Source organism: Hydrocarboniphaga sp., from assembly GCF_965279055.1.
Taxonomy (GTDB): domain Bacteria; phylum Pseudomonadota; class Gammaproteobacteria; order Nevskiales; family Nevskiaceae; genus Hydrocarboniphaga.
In genome coordinates, this window is sequence record NZ_OZ257125.1 from 1,141,224 (window position 1) to 1,156,353 (window position 15,130).

11 protein-coding genes and 1 pseudogene are annotated in these 15,130 nt (G+C 65.1%); 3 read left to right on the plus strand and 9 right to left on the minus strand.

Translation table 11 applies throughout. The annotated features are described in order from the left end of the window. Positions 1-3: 3 nt before the first annotated feature. From gspF to gspC, 4 genes are all read right to left on the minus strand, one after another. Complete coding sequence (gene gspF, locus ACQZF9_RS05285; protein ID WP_428312214.1) at positions 4-1,221, minus strand: type II secretion system inner membrane protein GspF; 1,218 nt, start codon at positions 1,219-1,221, stop codon at positions 4-6. Positions 1,222-1,231: 10 nt separating this feature from the next. After that, on the minus strand, positions 1,232-2,719 hold the full coding sequence (gspE, locus tag ACQZF9_RS05290) for a type II secretion system ATPase GspE (RefSeq protein ID WP_428312215.1): 1,488 nt from the start codon (positions 2,717-2,719) through the stop codon (positions 1,232-1,234). Between the two features lie 9 nt (positions 2,720-2,728). Further along, the gene (gspD, locus tag ACQZF9_RS05295; RefSeq protein WP_428312216.1) at positions 2,729-4,831 is read right to left on the minus strand and encodes a type II secretion system secretin GspD; all 2,103 of its coding nucleotides are present in this window, start codon (positions 4,829-4,831) and stop codon (positions 2,729-2,731) included. Between the two features lie 96 nt (positions 4,832-4,927). Next, positions 4,928-5,836: a type II secretion system protein GspC gene (gspC, locus tag ACQZF9_RS05300; protein WP_428312217.1), complete on the minus strand. Its 909-nt coding sequence runs from the start codon at positions 5,834-5,836 to the stop codon at positions 4,928-4,930. Positions 5,837-6,184: 348 nt separating this feature from the next. Here gspC and clpS point away from each other — a divergent pair, with 348 nt between their 5' ends. Both clpS and clpA read left to right on the plus strand, forming a co-directional pair. After that, a complete protein-coding gene (gene clpS, locus ACQZF9_RS05305; RefSeq protein ID WP_428312218.1) occupies positions 6,185-6,511 on the plus strand; it encodes an ATP-dependent Clp protease adapter ClpS in 327 nt (108 codons plus the stop codon). After that, a pseudogene (clpA, locus tag ACQZF9_RS05310) lies at positions 6,511-8,795 on the plus strand (ATP-dependent Clp protease ATP-binding subunit ClpA). Before clpS ends, clpA begins: the two are co-directional and overlap by 1 nt. A gap of 88 nt (positions 8,796-8,883) precedes the next feature. Here clpA and infA read toward each other — a convergent pair. From infA to ACQZF9_RS05335, 5 genes are all read right to left on the minus strand, one after another. Further along, the gene (gene infA / locus ACQZF9_RS05315) at positions 8,884-9,102 is read right to left on the minus strand and encodes a translation initiation factor IF-1 (RefSeq protein WP_007186111.1); all 219 of its coding nucleotides are present in this window, start codon (positions 9,100-9,102) and stop codon (positions 8,884-8,886) included. A 113-nt stretch (positions 9,103-9,215) separates the two neighbouring features. Next, the gene (locus ACQZF9_RS05320) at positions 9,216-9,929 is read right to left on the minus strand and encodes an arginyltransferase (protein ID WP_428312219.1); all 714 of its coding nucleotides are present in this window, start codon (positions 9,927-9,929) and stop codon (positions 9,216-9,218) included. Positions 9,930-9,935: 6 nt separating this feature from the next. Beyond that, positions 9,936-10,679: a leucyl/phenylalanyl-tRNA--protein transferase gene (gene aat / locus ACQZF9_RS05325; protein ID WP_428312220.1), complete on the minus strand. Its 744-nt coding sequence runs from the start codon at positions 10,677-10,679 to the stop codon at positions 9,936-9,938. A gap of 3 nt (positions 10,680-10,682) precedes the next feature. After that, positions 10,683-11,855, minus strand: coding sequence for a GNAT family N-acetyltransferase (locus ACQZF9_RS05330; RefSeq protein ID WP_428313371.1), 1,173 nt, complete (start codon positions 11,853-11,855; stop codon positions 10,683-10,685). Positions 11,856-11,864: 9 nt separating this feature from the next. Further along, on the minus strand, positions 11,865-12,197 hold the full coding sequence (locus tag ACQZF9_RS05335; RefSeq protein ID WP_428312221.1) for a hypothetical protein: 333 nt from the start codon (positions 12,195-12,197) through the stop codon (positions 11,865-11,867). 218 nt (positions 12,198-12,415) lie between these two features. Between ACQZF9_RS05335 and ACQZF9_RS05340 the strand changes: the two genes are divergently transcribed. Continuing rightward, a complete protein-coding gene (locus ACQZF9_RS05340) occupies positions 12,416-14,914 on the plus strand; it encodes a DNA translocase FtsK (RefSeq protein ID WP_428312222.1) in 2,499 nt (832 codons plus the stop codon). Positions 14,915-15,130 lie beyond the last annotated feature (216 nt).

Below are 15,130 nucleotides of genomic sequence, written 5' to 3' on the forward strand. Positions count from 1 at the left end.
GGGCTACTTGACCAGCTGGTTCAGATCGAAGATCGGCAGCAGGATCGCGAGCACGATGACCAGCACGATGCCGCCCATTGCCAGGATCAGCACCGGCTCGAAAATGCCCATCATCGCCGCGACCAGGGTCTCGACTTCGCGCTCCTGATTCTCGGCGGCGCGGTCGAGCATTTCGTCGAGTTTGCCCGAGGATTCGCCGCTGGCGATCAGGTGCACCGTGATCGGCGGGAACAGCTTGCTCTCGGCCAGCGAGCGATACAGGCTGCCGCCTTCGCGCACCTTGCGCGCCGCGACTTCGATCGCCTCGCGCATCGGCAGGTTGGTGACCACCTGCGTGCCGATGCGCATCGCTTCCAGGATCGGCACGCCGCTGCCGAACAGGATGCCGAGCGTGCGCGTGAAGCGGCCGGTGTTGGCGCCGCGCGTCAGCCTGCCGATCAGCGGCAGGCCGAGCTGGCGCAGATGCATTTTTCGCTTGAACGCGTCGTTGCGCATCATGCGATTGAACACGATGCCGCCGATGAACAGGCCGATCGCGAGAAAAATGCCGTAATTGCGCAGGAAATTGCTGACCGCGATCAGGCCGGTGGTCAGCGCCGGCAACTCGGCCTTGATGTCCGAATACACGCCGACGACCTGCGGCACGACGTAGGTCAGCAGCAGCACGACGACGCCGATCGCGACCAGGGTCAGGATCGCCGGATACACCGCGGCGAGCATCACCTTGTTGCGCATCACCTGGCGTTTTTCGACGTATTCGGCGAGGCGCTCGAGAATGTTGTCGAGCTTGCCGGACTGCTCGCCGGCTTCCACCGTGGCACGAAACAGCGGCGGAAACGCGTTCGGAAACTGGTTCAGGGCGAGCGCCAGCGTGCTGCCTTCGAGCACGCCGCTGCGCACGCCGAGCGCGATGCGTTTGACGCGCTTGGATTCGCTCTGCTGCGAAACCGCGGCGAGCGATTCGTCGAGCGGCAAACCCGAGCGCACCAGGGTCGCGAGCTGGCGCGTGAACAGCGACAGCTCGGTGCTGCTGATGCTGCCGCGGTTGTTGAATACCGAAGACTGCTGCGCCGCGGCCTTGTCGGAGACCTGCTCGATCGCCATCACTGTCAGGCCGCGATCGCGTAGCGACTGGCGCGCCTGGCGCGGGCTGTCGCCTTCGATCAGGCCTTTTTCCTGGCGACCCTTGGCGTTGAGTGCGCTGTACTCGTAAGCGGGCATCGTGCGGCGCTTATTCCTCGACCGTCACGCGCAGCACTTCGCGCAGCGTCGTATGACCGGCGATGATTTTCCAGCGGCCGGATTGAAGAATGCCGGGGCCGCGGCTGCGCGCGTAATCCTCGAGCTTCTGCTCGCTGCTGCCGTCGTGGATCATCGTTTCCAGCGTGCGATCCATTTCGATGATTTCGTGTATGCCGCTGCGGCCGAGGAAGCCCATGTGCCGGCACAGCGGGCAGCCGACCGGCTTGTACAGCGTCAGCGGCTCGTCGATCGCGACGGCGAGCTGTTCCTTCTCGGTGACGCTGGCTTCGTAAGGCTGCTTGCAGTGTTTGCACAGCGTACGCACCAGGCGCTGCGCCATCAGGCCGACCAGCGACGAACTCAGCTGATAAGGCTCGACGCCCATGTCGCGCAGACGCGTGACGGCGCCGACCGCCGTGTTCGTATGCAGCGTCGACAACACCAGGTGACCGGTCTGCGACGCCTGCACTGCGATTTCCGCGGTTTCCAGATCGCGGATTTCGCCGATCATCACGACGTCCGGATCCTGACGCAGGATCGCGCGCAGGCCGCGCGCAAACGTCATTTCGACCTTGGTGTTGACCTGCGATTGGCCGACGCCGTCGATGTAGTACTCGATCGGATCCTCGACCGTCATGATATTGCGGCTGCGGTCGTTCAACACGCTCAGCGCCGAATACAGCGTCGTGGTTTTGCCCGAGCCGGTCGGGCCGGTGACCAGCATGATGCCGTAGGGTTTGAAGATGATACGGCGCAGCATTTCGATCTGGCCGGCGTCGATACCCAGGTGTTCCAGATCCAGCCGGTCGGCCTGCTTGTCGAGAATACGCATCACCACGCGCTCGGCGTTGACGCCGGTCGGGATCGTCGACACGCGCACGTCGACCTTGCGGCCACCGAAAGCGCGGCTGATGCGGCCGTCCTGCGGCAGGCGCTTTTCGGCGATGTCGAGCTTGGCCATGACCTTGATGCGCGACACCAGGCGCGGCGCCAACGCGCGCGGCGGCGACATGATCTCGCGCAGCACGCCGTCGACGCGAAAGCGCACGGTCAGCCGGTTCTCGAAGGTTTCGACGTGGATGTCCGAGGCGTTTTCCTTGATCGCCTCGACCAGCAGGCCGTTGATGAACTTGATCACCGGCGCGTCGTCGTTGGATTCCAGCAGGTCCTGGTTCTCCTGCAGCGCGTGCGCGATCGCGTCCAGATCCGCGCCTTCCTCGTCGTTGAGCCCTTCCATCAGGCTCGCGGTGGCCGCGGTCTGGCCTTCGTAGGTGCGCGACAGCAGCGCGTCGAATTCGACGACGCTGACGTTCTTCAAGCGCACCGGGCGGCCGACGAAGCGCCGCGTTTCCTGCAGCGCCTCGATCTGCGCGCCGGGGCGCGCGGCGACCAGCACATGGTCGCCGAGATCTTCGGAGACGATCAGTCCGTGGCGCTTGGCGAAAGCGAACGGCGGGCGGCGCAACATGGCTTCCATGGCGCGCGGCTACTGGTCGCGGCGCGGCGTGACGATGGTTTCCTCGCGCTCCGGCAGCAGCGGCACCGCGGCGCCCGGCGCCAGGGGTGCTGTATCGGGTATCGACGGCGCCGCGGCGCCGGGCAGGGCGCCCGGAGGCGGCACGCTGGCCGGCATGTGATCCAGCGTCGCCTTGTCCCAGCCCTGCATCACCGGACGCGTGCCGCCGATCAGCGGGATCGAGCCGGCGGTGCCGTTCAACTGTGCTTCGCGCGCCGAGTCGTACTTGCGCCGCGTGTAGTAATCGCCCTCGGCCTGGGTGCGCACGATCGCCGGGCGGATGAACACCATCAGGTTGCGCTTGGTGCGCTGCACCGAGCGGTACTTGAACAGCGAGCCGATCAGCGGAATGTCGCTGATGAAGGGCACACCGCTGCGGCTGTCGTTGAGCGAGTCGTCGATCAGGCCGCCGAGCACCAGGATCTGGCCGTCTTCGACCGTGACGGTGTTGCTCAGGGTGCGCTTGTTGGTCACCAGATCGACAGCGGACGTGGAGTTCGCGGCCAGGCTGGAAATCTCCAGTTTCAGCTTCAGCTTGATCGTATTGCCCTGGTTGATCTGCGGCGTGATGCCGAGCGTCAGGCCCACGTCCTTGCGTTCGATGGTCTGGAACGGATTGACCGAGCCGCTGCTGCTGCTGGTGCCGGTATTGCTGTACGAGCCGGTCAGGAACGGCACTTCCTGGCCCACCGAGAATTCGGCCTCCTGGTTGTCTAGCGTAGTCAGCGAGGGCTGCGACAGCACGTTGGTATTGCCGTCGCCCTTGAGCGCTTTCAGCAGCAGCGCGAACGTGGTGCCGCCGCTGCTGATCGCGCCGCCGCCGATGTTGATGCCCTGGCTGACGGCGCCGGCCAGCGCTTCCGCGGTGCTGCTGGCCGAGGCGGCGCCGGAGATCGCGCTCAGGGTAGTCGGGTTGAGGATGCCGGCGGCGGCAACCTTGTTGCCGTTGTACACCGCCCAGTCGACGCCGAGCTGGCTGGATTTGTCGGCCGAGACTTCGGCGATGATGCCGTCGACCAGCACCTGCGAGCGGCGCACGTCGAGCTGCGCGATCACGTCGCGGATCAGGCGCATGGTCTTGGGCGGCGCGGTGACGATCAGCGCATTGGTTTCCTTGTCGGCAAGCACTTTGGCGCCGGTGACGCTGCCGGAGCTGGCAGTCGGTGCCGCGGCGGTGGCGCCGCCGGGCTTGCCTTCGGCCGCGACCTGCTGCGCATAGCCTTCCAGGATCGGCGCGAGGTTTTCGGCGCTGCCGTAGTTCAGGTACACGACCTGGGTCGCGCCGCCTTCGCCGACTTCAACATCGAGCTGACGGATGATGTCGAGCATCTTCTGGCGGTCGGACTTGTCGCCGCCGACCATGACGCTGTTGCTGCGCTCGTCGGCGAGCACGATCGCCGGCTTGACGCTCGGGTCCTGGTTCTTGTCGCCCTGGGTCAGCGCGGTCAAGGTGCGGACCATATCGGCGGCGCCGGCGTTCTTCAGGTGCACCAGCTCGATGTCGCGGTCGCTGCTCTGGTCAATCTGGCGGATCAGCTTTTCCAGGCGCACGACGTTGGCGGCGCGGTCGGAGATGATCAGCATGTTCGACGGCGCGTAGGCGGCGAGGTGGCCCCACTGCGGCACCAGCGGCCGCAGGATCGGCACCAGCTGCGCGGCCGACACGTTCTGGATGTTGTAGACGTGGGTCACGACCTCGTCGATCGCCAGGCCCGCGCCGCTGGAGTTGTAGCCGCCGCCGTCCTGGCGCGCATTGGTCTCGGGCACGATCTTGATCGACTCGCCGGCCGGGATCGCCGCAAAGCCCTGCACCTGCAGCACCGCGAGGAAGGTCTCGTAGACGCCGGAGGCGTCCATCGGGCTCGACGACACCACCGTGACCTTGCCCTTGACGCGCGGGTCGACGATGAAATTCTTGCCGGTGACTTCGGAAACCGTTGCGATCAGCGTGCTGATGTCGGCGTCCTTCAGGTTCAAGGTCACCTGCGCCCAGGCCGGCAGTGCGGCGCACATAGACCCCAGCAGGAACAGCACGGCGACGCGAGCGCGGCGCGTAACAATGGAAGGCGTCATGTGAGCTTCGACCGACCCCGGAAACGATGCAAGATAATTAAAATAAGAACAACGTCAGAACGTTGCGCGCAATATCAAAAAACGGTGTGCCGACCGCTAGTGACCACCCAGCAGGTTGACGGTGATCGCCTGCTGCGAGCCGCCGCGCTCCACGGTCAGATTCAGCGTGTTCGCGGTGCTCAGGTCGCCGAGCATCTGCAGCGCGCGCGACGGATCGTCCAGCTGCACGCCGTTGACCGATGTCACCAGATCGCCAGGCCGTAACCCGGCGCCGTTGAACACCGAGCGGTCACGGCCCGGATAGATACGATAACCGCGCTGCTGGCCGTTGATGTTGGCCGGCTGGATGCGCAGGTAATCAGAGGCCTTGCTCGGATCGGCGAGCAGCTGGTCGCGGATGTTGCCGAGCATCGCTGCGGTATCGGTATTGCCGGGCTGCGCCAGTGCCGGCGCGGCGCCGGCCCCGGCCAGCGAGGTGCCGGGGCGGTCCTTGTCCAGGCGCAGCGTCTCGAGCTGGCCGTTGCGCGACAGGATCACGCGGTCGGGGAAGATCGCCTGCAGGTTGACGCCGCGGACGACGTCGTCGCCTACCGAATAGGGTTTCTCTTCGCCGTCCTGGGTGCCGATCAGCGCGCGCGATTCCTTGTCGCGGTCGGCAGCGAGTATGCCCAGCAGGTTCAGGCTCAGCCGCGTGTCCGGCGCCTTGTCCATCTGGTCGAGTTGCGGATCGGCTGGCGCCTGGTAGTCGCCGAACAGGTGCGCGCCGGCGACCAGCTCGGCGTTCGGGCCGGCGTTGGCCGTCGGAGTATTGGCGGTGCTGACCGCGGGCGGCGCCGGTTTCCAGGCGCTGGCCTCGGGCACTGGCACCCACAGCCAGATGAACTGCGCCAGCAATCGCGCCAGCAGCAGCGCGAACAGCACTTTGCCCACGGCCGGCAGCCAACGCCCGTGGCGCTCGTAGGCAAGCGCGATGTTGCGCGGCAGGTTCTCGGCCAGTGAGGTCATAGGCCATCATAACCTGCTGTTTGTTACGGATAACAGCAGGATAAACCCTCGTCGTCGGTCGGAATCCGCGTGCCGTGGCGCAGAAAGCCGCGGCGCAGGAACAAATAGCGGCAGTCGTTGCCGAAGTGTTGCCGGCCGTCGCCGTCGGTAACACGCCGTCGCCGCCGGGCCGGCCGCGGGTACGGCACTTGAATTGCCGGTATCTGAAACCAGATTGCTTGTCTTACCGAATCTCGTATCAATGCTGTCGAGCGCAGCGAGACGACCCGGCCGGACGAATCCAGATGCAGTTCAGAACGGCTTTGCCGGCACCCTCGTTTTTTGTGAACGCAGCGCTACACTAGGACCATGAGCCGCAGCAGCAATACCCAGCGTGACGACCTTCGCGACCTCGCCGTAGAGGAAGCCAAACCGCGCCTGCAGCAGCCGCCGATGTACAAGGTGATCGTCGTCAACGACGACTTCACACCGATGGAGTTCGTGGTCCAGGTTTTGCAGCAGTTTTTTCATCACACTCGGGAGGCCGCGGTGCAGATCATGCTCCACGTGCACACCAAGGGCCGCGGCACTGCCGGTATTTTTCCGGTGGAAATCGCGGAGACGAAGACTGCTCAGGTAAACGCCTACGCTCGTAAGCATCAGCACCCGCTGCTCACCGTCATGGAGAAAGCTTAATGCTCAGCGATGAACTCCAGAAAGCATTGGACGCCGCGTTCTTGGCCGCTCGTGGTGAAGGCCACGAACTGCTGACCGTCGAACATTTGCTGCTGGCCCTGTTGTCCGATACCAACGTGTCGGAAGTGCTGAGTGGTGGCGGCGCCGATCTCGAGAAACTCGAGCAGGCGCTGCGCGACTACATCCGTCAGAACATTCATTCCAACCGCGATTCTGCCGATCAGGTCGAGGTGCAGCCGACGCTGTCGTTCCAGCGTGTGCTGCAGCGCGCGATCTACCACGTGCAGGCCGCCGGCAAGAAGCAGGTGACCACGCTCAACGTGCTGGTCGCGCTGTTCGCCGAAAAAGACACTCACGCGGTTTACCTGCTCAACGAGCAGGGCGTGACGCGGCTCGACGTGGTCAACTTCATCAGCCACGGCATCGCCAAGAACAACAGCCAGGCGCCGCAGCCGCGCCGGAAGCCTCGCAGGACAACGAGGACAAGGAAGACGGCAAGGCCAACGGCAAAACCGCGCTGGAGCAGTTCGCGGTCAACCTGAACGAGCGCGCGGCGCGCGGCCAGATCGATCCGCTGATCGGCCGCGAGCATGAGATCGAGCGCGTCATGCAGACGCTGTGCCGCCGTCGCAAGAACAATCCGCTGCTGGTCGGTGAAGCCGGCGTCGGCAAGACCGCGATCGCCGAGGGCCTGGCCTGGCTGATCATCGAAGACCGCGTGCCGGACCTGCTGAAAGGCAGCGTCGTCTACAGCCTGGATCTCGGCAGCCTGATCGCCGGCACCAAGTATCGCGGCGACTTCGAAAAGCGCTTCAAGGCGGTGATGACCGAGCTGACCACGCAGCCCGGCGCCATCGTGTTCATCGACGAGATTCACATGATCATCGGCGCCGGCGCTGCCAGCGGCGGCGTCATGGACGCGTCCAATCTGCTCAAGCCTTTGCTCAGCTCGGGCGAGCTGCGTTGCATGGGCTCGACCACGTATCAGGAATATCGCGGCATCTTCGAGAAGGATCGCGCGCTGGCGCGTCGCTTCCAGAAAATCGACGTGTCCGAGCCGACGGTCGAAGATACGGTCAAGATCCTCGAAGGCCTGAAGCTGCGCTTCGAAGAACATCACCATGTGCAGTTCACGCGCGGCGCGCTGCGCTCGGCGGTGGAGCTGTCGGTGCGCCACATCACCGATCGCCACCTGCCGGACAAGGCGATCGACGTGATCGACGAGGCCGCCGCGCGCCTGCGCCTGCTGCCGGAATCCAAGCGTCGCAAGACCGTGCAGGTTCGTGACATCGAAGAGACGGTCGCCAAGATCGCGCGCATTCCGCCGAAGAGCGTGTCGAGCAACGATCGCGACAAGCTCGCCACGCTGGAGCGCGATCTGAAGCTGACCATCTACGGCCAGGATGCGGCGATCGAGCAGCTGGCGTCGAGCATCAAGCTGTCGCGCTCGGGCCTGGGTAATCCGGACAAGCCGATCGGCAACTTCCTGCTGGCCGGCCCGACCGGCGTCGGCAAGACCGAAGTCACGCGCCAGCTGGCGCTGCAACTCGGCATCGAGCTGATCCGCTTCGACATGAGCGAGTACATGGAGCGCCACACGGTGAGCCGCCTGATCGGCGCGCCCCCGGGTTACGTCGGTTTCGACCAGGGCGGCCTGCTGACCGAGGCGGTGATCAAGCAGCCGCATTGCGTGGTGCTGCTCGACGAAATCGAGAAGGCGCATCCGGATGTTTTCAACCTGCTGCTGCAGGTCATGGACCACGGCACGTTGACCGACAACAACGGCCGCAAGGCGGACTTCCGCAACGTGATCCTGATCATGACGACCAACGCCGGTGCCGAGGAGTCCTCGCGGCGTTCGATCGGCCTGGTCGAGCATGTCCACTCGATGGACGCGATGGAGGTCATCCGCAAGATGTTCACGCCGGAATTCCGCAACCGACTCGACGCGATCATCCCGTTCGCGGCGCTGGGCCCGGTCGAGATCGCGCGCGTCGTCGACAAGTTCCTGGTGCAGCTCGAAGAACAGCTCGCCGCCAAGGGCGTGGTGCTCGACATCGACGAGGAAGCGCGCACCTGGCTGGGCACGCGCGGCTACGATCCGAAGATGGGCGCGCGTCCGATGGCGCGCACGATCCAGGATGCGCTGAAGCGTCCGCTCGCCGAGGAGTTGCTGTTCGGCAAGCTTGCCTCGGGCGGCAGCGTTCACGTCAGCGTCAAGGACGACAAGCTGGTGTTCGAGATGGAATCGAAAGAGAAGGTGGCGCTGCTCGAACCGGTGTAAGCCGGCCAGCAACAAAAAAGCCCGCGATTCGCGGGCTTTTTTGTTGCTGGATCCGCGCCTGCGCGTGGATGGCTTTGCTAGCGCAATCTCACTTGTCGCGGAACGTGATCCGACCCTTGGTCAGGTCGTAAGGCGTCAGCTGCACGGTGACCTTGTCGCCGGTCAGGATGCGGATGTAGTTCTTGCGCATGCGGCCCGAGATATGGGCGGTGACCACGTGACCATTGTCGAGTTTGACGCGGAACGTGGTGTTGGGCAGGGTTTCGGCGACCGTGCCCGGCATTTCAATGTGGTCTTCTTTCGCCATTAGCGAGGGAGCTGCTCCAAAACAGGGGACATGCAAGATAGCCCGGCATTATCCGCCTTATGGCCGATACCGGCAAGCTACGAGTCCGCCTGCGGGCAATCCGCGCTGCGTGTTCAGGCCTGCTGATCGCCCAGTACTTGCCAGCCGCGGCCGGACAGAATCTCCAGCGGGTGGAAGTTGCGCTTGTATTCCATCTTCTGGCTGCCGGGCACCCAGTAGCCCAGATAGACGTGGTCCATGCCGGCTTCGCGCGCGACCATCACCTGCTGCAGCACCGCGAAGGTGCCAAGGCTGCGCTCGGGCATGTCGGTGTCGAAGAAGGTGTACACCGCCGATAGCGATTGCGGCGTGCGGTCGACCACCGCGCAGGCGACCATGCGGCCCTGCAGGCGCATCTCCCAGAACTCGGCCGTGCCCCAGCCGCAGTCGAGAAAATTGTGGAAACCGGGCTTGTCTTCCGGGTTCATACCGCCGCCGGAATGGCGGCCTTTCAGATAGCGCCGGTACAGATCGAACTGCTCGTCGGTCAGCTCCTGGCGAATTTCCATCGTCAGATCGGCATTGGTTCTGAGGCAGCGCCGCTGCGAGCGGTTGGGGCGGAAATCACGCACCGGAATGCGCGCCGGAATGCAGGAGGCGCAGCCGCTGCAGCGCGGCCGATAGACATGATCGCCGCCGCGACGGAAGCCCTGCGACAGCAGCATTTCGTAGCGCTGCGGGTTCAGCGTGAAATCCGGATCGACGAACAGGCTGCGCGCGGTCCGCTGCGGCAGGTAGCCGCAGGGATGTTCGGTGCTTAAGTAGAGCCGGATCCGTTCCATTGCCATTGCATCTTACCGAGGTAGATGCTCGCGCGGGGTGGGTACCGCGATGTCGAAATGCCAGGCGCCGGTGCGGCCGGGCAGTGCTACCGCAGGGCGCAGCAGGTTGAGGAAACGCTCGCGGGAAATGTCCAGCGCGCCCAGCGTGCGCAGGTGCTCGGAGGCGACCTGGCAGTCGAGCAGATGGAACTCCCAGGCCTTGAGCTGCTCGCACAGCCAGTACAGCGCGATTTTCGACGCGTCGGTGGCGTGGCTGAACATCGACTCGCCGAAAAACGCGCGCCCCAGCGACACGCCGTAGAGGCCGCCGATCAGTGTCCCGTCGCGCCAGACTTCCACCGTGTGCGAATAGCCGCGCCGGTGCAGCTCCTGGTAGGCATCGCGCATGTCGCTGCCCAGCCAGGTGCCGCGGCCGCGCAGGCGCGGCCCGGCGCAGGCGTCGAGTACGTCGCGATAGGCGGTGTCCAAAGTCACCGCGTAGTCGCCGCGGCGCAGTGCCTTGCCCAGCGAGCGCGAGACCTTCATGCCGGTCGGCATCAGCAGCGCGCGCGGGTCCGGACTCCACCACAGGATGGGCTCGTCCGGGTTGTACCAGGGAAAAATGCCCTGTGAGTAGGCGCGTATCAACCGGGTTACCGACAAATCGCCGCCGATAGCCAACAGCCCGTTCGGATCGCGCATCGCGAGATGCGGCGACGGAAAGTTCTGGTTCGGATCGCGTGGATCCAGCCAGTGCAGGCGGATCGGGTTGTCCATCGGTCAAACGCTGGTCGGAGGCTCGAGTCGGTAGGGGCTATGGTGCATCAGTTCCTGGCTACGCGCGGCGACCGCACGACGTTCGCGCGTCAGGAAGTGTTCGACGGCATCCCGGAGCCGCGGTTCGGCCAAGTGATGCAAGGAACGCGTCAGCACCGGCGTGAAGCCGCGCGCCAGCTTGTGTTCGCCCTGGGTGCCGGCGTCGTAGCGGCGCAGGCCCTCGCGCAGGCACAACTCGATGCCCTGGTAGTAGCAGCATTCGAAATGCAGGCTGTGATAGCGGTCCGCCGCGCCCCAGTGGCGTCCATACAGCGTGTCGCCGCCCTGCAGCGTCAGCGCGGCGGCGATCAGGCGGCTGCCTTCGTAGCCGAGGATCACGCGCAGCGGCGAGCCCGCCGCACCGCCGTAACCGAGCAGGAATTCCGGCGTCAGATAGGGCGCCTGTCCGCGTTCTTCGTAGGTGTTGGCGTAGAGCGCGTAGATCGCGACCCAGAGCGCGTCGTCGATCTCGTCGCCGCGCCGCGTCTCAAAACGCAGCCCGGCCTCGGTGACACGACGCCGCTCGCGCAGCATCTTCTTGCGCTTGTCGCTGGAAAAGCGCGCCGCGAAAGCGGTGAAATCGGCGTCGCCGCGATTGAACCACTGGAACTGCAGATCGTGGCGCTCCAGCCAGCCGGCCGCGCGATAGGCTGCGGCCTGATCGTCGGCGACGAACAGCGTGTGAGCCGACGACAACGATTCGTCGGCGACCAGCGCATTGAGCTGTTGCACGACCAGGGCGCGCACCGTGTCATCGACCGCGCCAATGCGCGGCCCGACCGAGGGCACGAACGGGATCGCGTTCAGCAGCTTCGGGTAATAAGGCTGGCGAATGCTGTGGCTGGCTTCGGCCCAGGCGAAATCGAATACGAATTCACCGTAGGAATGCAGCTTCAGATACAGCGGCGCGGCGCCGACCAGCTTGCCGTCACGATGCGCCAGCAGATGCTGCGGCAGCCAGCCGAGGGATTCACCGACGCAGCGATAGGTCTCGAGTGCGCTTAAAAAAGCGTGGCGAGTGAATGGATAGCCGCTGTCGAACAGCGCGTCCCATTCATCGGCGTCGATGCGTGCCAGCGCCGTTGCGACAGAAAATCGCAGCGGCGCCGGCGCGGTGTTAGGGACGAGTGCTGTCAGCGGCGGCGATCAGTGAAACGTCGGCCCGACCGCCGGGCGATCGCGCAGCACCCACTGGATCACCGCGTCGTGCTCGAAGCCGCTGATCTGGTCGTCGGGCGTCGACGGCCCGGCCTCCAGCATCTTGCCGTCGGCGTCGAAACGGATGCTCGCGCCGGCGCTCTGAATGCGGATTTCGGAATCGGTTTCGTCCTCGAGCGTCAGCTGCAGGTAACGCACGCGGCTTTCTGCATATTCCGGCATGCGGCTGGCGCCTGCCGCCACCCTGGCGGCCTGCTCCGGTGAAAATTCACGGATGCGTCCATCACCCGTCAGAACGAAATGCCGCACGTGGTTACTCATGTCGGTCCTCGTTCGAGTCCTGCGACTCGCTGGCAAAAATGGTGGCGGTACTGCGCCTTTATCTCTGCATCGATGATGCCGGCGCGACCTTTCTGCTATGTGAAGCTGAACGTATTCAATTCAAGCCCGTCTGTGCTGCCCGGATGTACGCCGGGGCCGTGAAAACGCCTTGCTATACTCAGGTCACATCATTACCGCGTTCTGCGCTAGCGAATCAAGTGGCGAATCAGTCGGTTAAAAGCAAATCTCAGGCCACGGACGACCTGGCCGATCCGGGCTGGCTGGAACGCCTGCCGCGAGAGGCGGTATTGCTGGCCTGCGCCGGCTTCACCGTGTTCCTGCTGGTGGCCCTGATCAGCTTCAACGCCGATGACGCCGGCTGGTCCTCAAGCGGCACCGGCGCCCCGGCGCACAACCTGGTCGGCGGCGTCGGCGCCTGGATCGCCGACGTGCTGCTGAGCCTGTTCGGCTACGTCGCGTTCTTTCTGCCGTGGGCGGTGTTCCTGCTGGGCCTGCGCTTTTATCGCGGCCGCTCGAACGATGGCGGCATTCCGTGGCCGCTGCGAGCGATCGCCTGGTTGGTGCTGCTACCCAGCGTCGCCGGTCTGTGCGCGCTGCACGTCGGTACGTTCCCGTCGTTCCCGCCGCAGGGCGCCGGCGGTATCGCCGGGCTGTCGCTGGGCTCCTGGCTGGTGTCGATACTGAATCCGGTCGGCTCCAGCCTGCTGTTGCTGACGCTGACCCTGTGCATGCTGCCACTGGCGCTGATTTTCTCCTGGGTCGACGTGCTCGACTCGGTCGGCTCCATGGTCATGCGGCTGTGGGCCCTGCGTCCGGAGTTGCCGGAACGCCAGGCGCGGGATCTGGACGAGGAAGACGAAGCCGCGCCTGCCGCGAGCCTGCCGCCGGTGGCCGTCGTCGACGAGGATCTGCCCTGGCTGAAACGGCGCAGGACGCCGCAGATGGGCACGCCGCGGCCGCCGTCTGTTGGCACCGCCGAAACGCAGATGGACCTGCTCGGCGCGCCGGCGGTCGAGCCGATGGTGTTCATGCCGACGCCGGTCGTCGACCCCGACGAGCTCGACGAACTGGAGATCGACGACGAGCCGCCGCTGGCGCGCGCCAAACCCAAGCCGGCGCCCAAGCCCAAGCCGGCCGCCAAGGTCGAGCCGCCGCCGTTCGCGGCGGTGCCGAAATTCGAAGGCGATCCGATCCCGCCGTTCAGCCTGCTCGACATGCCCAAGCCCACCGGCAAGCGCTATACGCCGGAAGAACTCGAACGGCTGTCGCGCGAAGTCGAAAATCACCTGAAGGATTTCGGCATCAAGGCGCAGGTGATCAATGCGATGCCGGGGCCGGTGATCACGCGCTTCGAGATCCAGCCGGCGCCGGGCGTCAAAGGCGCTCAGATCACCAACTTGAGCAACGACCTCGCGCGCTCGCTGAGCGTGTCGCGGGTACGCGTGATCGAGGTCATCGAGGGCAAGCCTTACGTCGGGCTCGAAATTCCGAACACCAAGCGTGAAATGGTCTGGCTACGCGAGATTCTCGACTCGCCGAGCTACAAGAACAGCGCGTCGCCGCTGACGATGGCGCTGGGCAAGGACATCGCCGGCAATCCGGTGTCGGTGGACATGGCCAAGATGCCGCACTTGCTGGTGGCGGGTACCACCGGCGCGGGCAAGTCGGTGGCGATCAACGTGATGATCCTGTCGATGTTGTACAAGGCGACCAAGGAGCAGGTGCGTTTCATCTTCGTCGATCCGAAAATGCTCGAATTGTCGGTTTATGCCGATATTCCGCACCTGCTGACGCCGGTGGTCACCGACATGAAGGACGCGGCCAATGCGCTGCGCTGGTGTGTCGCCGAGATGGAGCGCCGCTATCGGCTGATGACGGCGATGGGCGTGCGCAACCTGGCCGGCCTGAACCGCAAGATCGAGGAAGCCGAAGCCGCCGGCGAGCCTATCCTCGATCCGATCAAGAACGCGCCGCAGCTGTTCGACGACGACGGCTTCGCGCCGACGCCGGTGTATCTGAAGAACATGCCGCATATCGTCATCGTCATCGACGAACTCGCCGACATGATGATGGTGGTCGGCAAGAAGGTCGAAGAACTGATCGCGCGCATCGCGCAGAAAGCGCGCGCCGCCGGCATCCACCTGATCGTCGCCACACAGCGCCCCAGCGTCGACGTGATCACCGGCCTGATCAAGGCGAATATTCCGTCGCGCGTCGCGTTCCAGGTGGCGTCGCGGATCGACAGCCGCACGATTCTGGATCAGCAGGGCGCTGAAACGCTGCTCGGTCACGGCGACATGCTGTATCGCCCGATCGGCGCGTCGACCGTGGCGCGCGTGCATGGCGCCTTCGTCGACGATCACGAGGTTCACAAGGTCGTTGCTTACCTCAAGCAGGTCGGCGCGCCGGATTACATCGAAGACATCCTCGCCGACGAGGCGCCGACGAATGCTCAGGGCGGCGGCGCGGGCGGCGGCGAAGACAATGCCGAGTCCGACGCACTCTATGACCAGGCCGTGGCGATCGTGCTGGAAACGCGCAAGGCCAGCGTGTCCTGGGTGCAGCGCCGTTTGAAGATCGGCTACAACCGCGCCGCGCGCATGGTCGAGCAGATGGAGGCCGCCGGCATCGTCGGCCCCAGCGGGCCCGGCGGCAATCGCGAAATTCTGGCGCCGGGCGGGCGCAGCGGCGACTAAGGGAACCTCTGAATCCGTCCTGCGCGCCCGCGTTGCCCCGGAGTGCCCGCCAGGCAAGGCGCGGGCTGTGCGGCTTGGTGGTTCCAAGCAAGCGGCCTGCAACGCCGCATGGCGGGCACTCCGGGGCAACCCAAAGGGCCGGTGTCAAAACGGGTGCCGTGCGGCGTCAGTCGCGCCTCATGTCTATCAGTACACAGCGTCGCTCCTTCCTTGCGC

Excerpts from the sequence above, each read along its gene's own strand:
- ACQZF9_RS05320 (WP_428312219.1), bottom strand. The coding sequence starts at position 9,929 with ATGGCAATGGAACGGATCCGGCTCTACTTAAGCACCGAACATCCCTGC.
- gspF (WP_428312214.1), bottom strand. The coding sequence starts at position 1,221 with ATGCCCGCTTACGAGTACAGCGCACTCAACGCCAAGGGTCGCCAGGAA.
- clpS (WP_428312218.1), top strand. The coding sequence starts at position 6,185 with ATGAGCCGCAGCAGCAATACCCAGCGTGACGACCTTCGCGACCTCGCC.
- aat (WP_428312220.1), bottom strand. The coding sequence starts at position 10,679 with ATGGACAACCCGATCCGCCTGCACTGGCTGGATCCACGCGATCCGAAC.
- gspE (WP_428312215.1), bottom strand. The coding sequence starts at position 2,719 with ATGGAAGCCATGTTGCGCCGCCCGCCGTTCGCTTTCGCCAAGCGCCAC.
- ACQZF9_RS05335 (WP_428312221.1), bottom strand. The coding sequence starts at position 12,197 with ATGAGTAACCACGTGCGGCATTTCGTTCTGACGGGTGATGGACGCATC.
- infA (WP_007186111.1), bottom strand. The coding sequence starts at position 9,102 with ATGGCGAAAGAAGACCACATTGAAATGCCGGGCACGGTCGCCGAAACC.
- gspD (WP_428312216.1), bottom strand. The coding sequence starts at position 4,831 with ATGACGCCTTCCATTGTTACGCGCCGCGCTCGCGTCGCCGTGCTGTTC.
- gspC (WP_428312217.1), bottom strand. The coding sequence starts at position 5,836 with ATGACCTCACTGGCCGAGAACCTGCCGCGCAACATCGCGCTTGCCTAC.